The organism is Moorena sp. SIO3H5 (assembly GCF_010692395.1).
Taxonomy (GTDB): Bacteria; Cyanobacteriota; Cyanobacteriia; order Cyanobacteriales; family Coleofasciculaceae; genus Moorena.
This window is the reverse complement of record NZ_JAAHHS010000568.1, coordinates 1-3,882: the sequence shown is the minus strand read 5'-3', so window position 1 is coordinate 3,882 and position 3,882 is coordinate 1. Positions and strand designations below refer to the sequence as shown.

Below are 3,882 nucleotides of genomic sequence, written 5' to 3'. Positions count from 1 at the left end.
ATATGGATCCAAAAAAAAACATCCAATCAGCTATTTCAAATATCCAAGCAAAACCCTCTAGTCGCCCTAGTCTGCGAGAGAGGTTCTTCGATACCCTCAAGACTAAATACCCTAACATCCAAGCTCTATATGTAACAATTTGTATCATAGCCATCTGGAGTGGTGTTGTTCTCATCTCCGATGCATGGGCACAAGGAACCAATTTGCTCGATGAGCCTGCCCCTGATTTTGCTCTAAAAGTGGTTATGCGTCACTTTGCTTTGTTAATGCTTGGTCTGCTCATGATCTGGATAGATGACCTATCATTGCAGGAGCTGGTAGTTATGAAAAAAACTCCTATAGAAAAAGATTTCGATGAAATGAATTGGAGGGAAAAGCTTTTCTACCACTTCAAAACAAAATATCCGAACTTATCAACTATGTATACTATGATCGCCATCATAATTTCCTGGTGTGGTATATGGGGGTTGCTTTGGGACATACCTATTCAACCTTTTTGGCGATCACTAATTACAATCTTTCTAGGCTTCTTCCTGCTCTATATTGATGATTTAAAATTGGACGAACTAAACTAGACTAACTAAGTAGTAGAACACAATTATAAATGCTATACTGAGAGTTATTAATCACAACTTAGCACTCAGGTTGAGCTACGTAAACCCTAGTACGATACCTCAAGTAAACTAAACCTTTTTGATCACACCAGCTGTTATACAATTCCTGCAAATCAGAGATAAGTTTCTGGTGGGCTAATCCTTCCCGTGGGATATAGGAGACACTCATAGCACGACCAATCAGACCATCTTTATCTAAGGCTTGCTGATAAGAAAAAGTGTACGAATAGACATTGGGAAACAATGGACTAGCGAGCAAGGGGTCTACCGAACACATGCGGGATTCGGCGGGATGATGATTGGAAGCGATTTGCACTAGATGACTATAGCCTTTAGTAAAATCATCTTGGCGGTTGCGGTCATTCCAGACCACAGCTAATTGTCCAGTAGGCTTCATGATACGGCGAAACTCTAGCAAAGTTGGCTCTGGATCAAACCAATGGAAGGATTGAAAGCAAGCCACTAAGTCAATAGATGCATCAGCTAAGTTGGTCTGTTGAGCAGTTGCATCCCGGAATTCAACCAATGGATGGGTCGTAGCAGCCTGTCTCATCTCAGTATTGGGTTCGATGGCAATAACTTGAACTCCTCGTTGAGCTAGTAGCCGAGAGGAAATTCCTGTTCCTGCACCAATATCTGCAGCTACCAGTTGCCCTCTGTTCTCAAGTCCTTCCAGAATCTTGTCGATAGCTGCAGCTGGGTAACTGGGTCGATATTTGGCATAATCTGCCACCAACTCAGAAAATCGACTCTCTGGGTTCATCTGGTGTAATGGTGTTGTCTCAAGGTTCGTTTCGCCCATGATTAATACCAATCAGGATTTAGGCAATCACTATACTTGTAGGGTAGGGTACTAGTTGTGTTGCCAGATTAGCAATTTTGACAAAGATTTACATAATCCGTGCATTGAGATGATTTTAGGCTTCGATCCAGGACGAGATAAATGTGGTGTAGCAGTGATGGAGAAAGAAGGTCAGCTGCTAACCCATGAGGTAGTCGCTTCAGGAAATGCGATCGCAAAACTCCAGGAACTGTGTCAACAATTCCCCATTGAAACCATTGTGATGGGAGACCAAACTACTGCCAAGAGATGGAAACAGAAAATCAAGGAGGAATTACCAGTATCAGTACCTATTGTCCTGGTAGATGAGCGCTACAGTAGTTTAGAAGCTCGCCCACGCTACTGGCAAATGTATCCTCCCAGAGGGTTCCAACGGCTCATTCCCCAAGGAATGCGCCAACCTCCTCGACCCATTGATGATATTGTGGCAATTTTGTTAATCGAGCGCTACTTAATCAAAGGCAAAAGCTAGAAGGGATATCGTCGTCTGCCCTTGGGCATTACCTATTGACTTGGGCATTATAGCGCTACGCGCCAGGCATGAAGCGCAATAGGCATGAAGCGCAATAGTGAAGAAAAAAGCTTACTAATCAAGGGATTGAGCGATTTTAATTTTTCTTCACTTGTCAAACACCATAGTGCGTAGTGCTATACCTATTGACAGGATGCTCAAGCCTGTTCTAACTTTCCCCTCTTATCCCTGGTGATCATGTATATTATCTCATATTTATGAGATACAAAATTTTTCTATTACCTAATTCCTAATTGCTAAAACCCAGGACAAAAGTACCTCACCGAATTGATATATGCTATAGTTCAGCTCGAATGGTAAAAGCATAGTTTCCTCCTGGTTCGAGCTGGTAATCCCACTGTTCTAAAAATCTGCCAAGGGGTTCCTGAATCAAGGCACGGCCCAATGAGGGGGTGACTAACAGCTGACTGATCCGAAAATGCCATTGAAACTCCCATTCATAGTCTGCGGCTTGTACTTCCCCTTCAATCTTGCCCTGTTGCCAGCAGTGCCGCGTAATTCTGACGTAGGCAGTGGTTTCAGGCAAACCCTTTGCACTCACAATGGTAAAAAATCCTAATCTGCTTTAAAGACATAGGTTAGCAGACCTGTTGGCAGATAAGTCAATAGGGATCAACCGGAATGTCATATCCGTGTGGGTGGTTGATGCCCAAGGCAACCAGGTGCTGAAGGCAACCAGGTGCTGATGGATGCTTTTTACAAAACCGTACCGTTCCAAAAGATAACATCACGCTTTACTCAAGCCCTACAGCAAGCACAACTCCCGTGGCTCTTGAGTCCTAAATACAGTCACCCTTAGTACTGGTCACAATTTCTGCTTAATTATTGGTAACAATTTTAGGTAATAGTTAGAATAGATATTGGTTGATATTAAATCCCTGCGATATGGACCACCAACTCCCGGTAGTGAGCCTGTCGCCGATGCTCCCAAATATAAATGCCCTGCCAGGTTCCTAGGAGCAATCTCCCTTGAGCAATAGGAATCTGTTCCGATGTTTTAGTCAGTACAGTGCGGATATGAGCTGGCATATCATCAGGACCTTCCGCACTATGGCTATAGCTCTTACCATCTTCTGGTACTAATTTAGCAAAAAAGTTCGATAAATCCATGAGCACATCAGGATCAGCATTTTCCTGAATTACCAGACTTGCCGATGTATGACGCAGGAAAATGGTACACAATCCAGTCTCCAGTCCTGATGTAGCAACCACGGATTGAACTTTTCCGGTAATGTTAGAGAAGGATTTACCGGTAGTCTTAATTTTGAGTCGTTGTTGATAATGAGTCATAGAAGGGTTAGTTAATCGAGCCACTCCTACCCTAGCTGTTTTAGTTCCTCCGATGGTGTAACGGAAGTTTCTGTGGCTACAGCTGTTGGTGGATTTTCAGCAGACTTATCCACCACAGGTGTAACGGAGGTTTCTGTGGCTACAGCTGTTGGTGGATTTTCAGCAGACTTATCCACCACAGCAGCAGTTTCTGATGACTCTATAGTATCTTCTGATAACGACTCAGGGACAGTTGCCAATACAGCAGTTTCTGATGACTCTATAGTATCTTCTGATAACGAAGTATCTTCTGATAACGACTCAGGAACAGTTGCCAATTCTTCTGTATACAGCTTATCGAGTTGAGCAGCAGTTTCTGATAACTCCGGCTTTTCTGCTGATTCTGGCTCAGTTGCAGATTGATTGTCACAGGAATCATCTGCCTGCTCGGAATTTTCCGATGCCTCTGGATTCTCTGGTTCCCCGTCACGCCAAGGGGAATCATAGTGATTCCAGGGCAGAATAGGCTCGTTGGGCAGGTTACGGGTCAAGACAGTGATGTTCTCTGGGTCTGGTTCTGGTAAACTCAAAGGTTCTCCAGAGGGTTTGTTATTAACCTGTTTAGA

The 3,882-nt window shown here is 43.6% G+C and carries 6 protein-coding genes; 2 read left to right on the top strand and 4 right to left on the bottom strand.

Translation table 11 applies throughout. From position 1 onward, the window contains the following. The coding region (locus tag F6K52_RS33660) for a hypothetical protein (RefSeq protein WP_293089112.1) at window positions 1-575 on the top strand (575 nt) is incomplete at its 5' end. Between the two features lie 58 nt (window positions 576-633). Here F6K52_RS33660 and F6K52_RS33655 read toward each other — a convergent pair. Then, a complete protein-coding gene (locus F6K52_RS33655) occupies window positions 634-1,416 on the bottom strand; it encodes a class I SAM-dependent methyltransferase (RefSeq protein WP_293089110.1) in 783 nt (260 codons plus the stop codon). Window positions 1,417-1,525: 109 nt separating this feature from the next. Here F6K52_RS33655 and F6K52_RS33650 point away from each other — a divergent pair, with 109 nt between their 5' ends. Further along, window positions 1,526-1,927, top strand: coding sequence for a pre-16S rRNA-processing nuclease YqgF (locus tag F6K52_RS33650; RefSeq protein WP_293089108.1), 402 nt, complete (start codon window positions 1,526-1,528; stop codon window positions 1,925-1,927). Window positions 1,928-2,264: 337 nt separating this feature from the next. Here F6K52_RS33650 and F6K52_RS33645 read toward each other — a convergent pair whose 3' ends face one another. From F6K52_RS33645 to F6K52_RS33635, 3 genes are all read right to left on the bottom strand, one after another. Further along, the gene (locus F6K52_RS33645; protein ID WP_070390996.1) at window positions 2,265-2,528 is read right to left on the bottom strand and encodes a DUF3146 family protein; all 264 of its coding nucleotides are present in this window, start codon (window positions 2,526-2,528) and stop codon (window positions 2,265-2,267) included. A gap of 329 nt (window positions 2,529-2,857) precedes the next feature. Further along, complete coding sequence (locus F6K52_RS33640; protein WP_293089114.1) at window positions 2,858-3,277, bottom strand: secondary thiamine-phosphate synthase enzyme YjbQ; 420 nt, start codon at window positions 3,275-3,277, stop codon at window positions 2,858-2,860. Between the two features lie 26 nt (window positions 3,278-3,303). Then, on the bottom strand, window positions 3,304-3,882 hold a 579-nt coding region (locus F6K52_RS33635; protein WP_293089106.1), incomplete at its 5' end, for a hypothetical protein.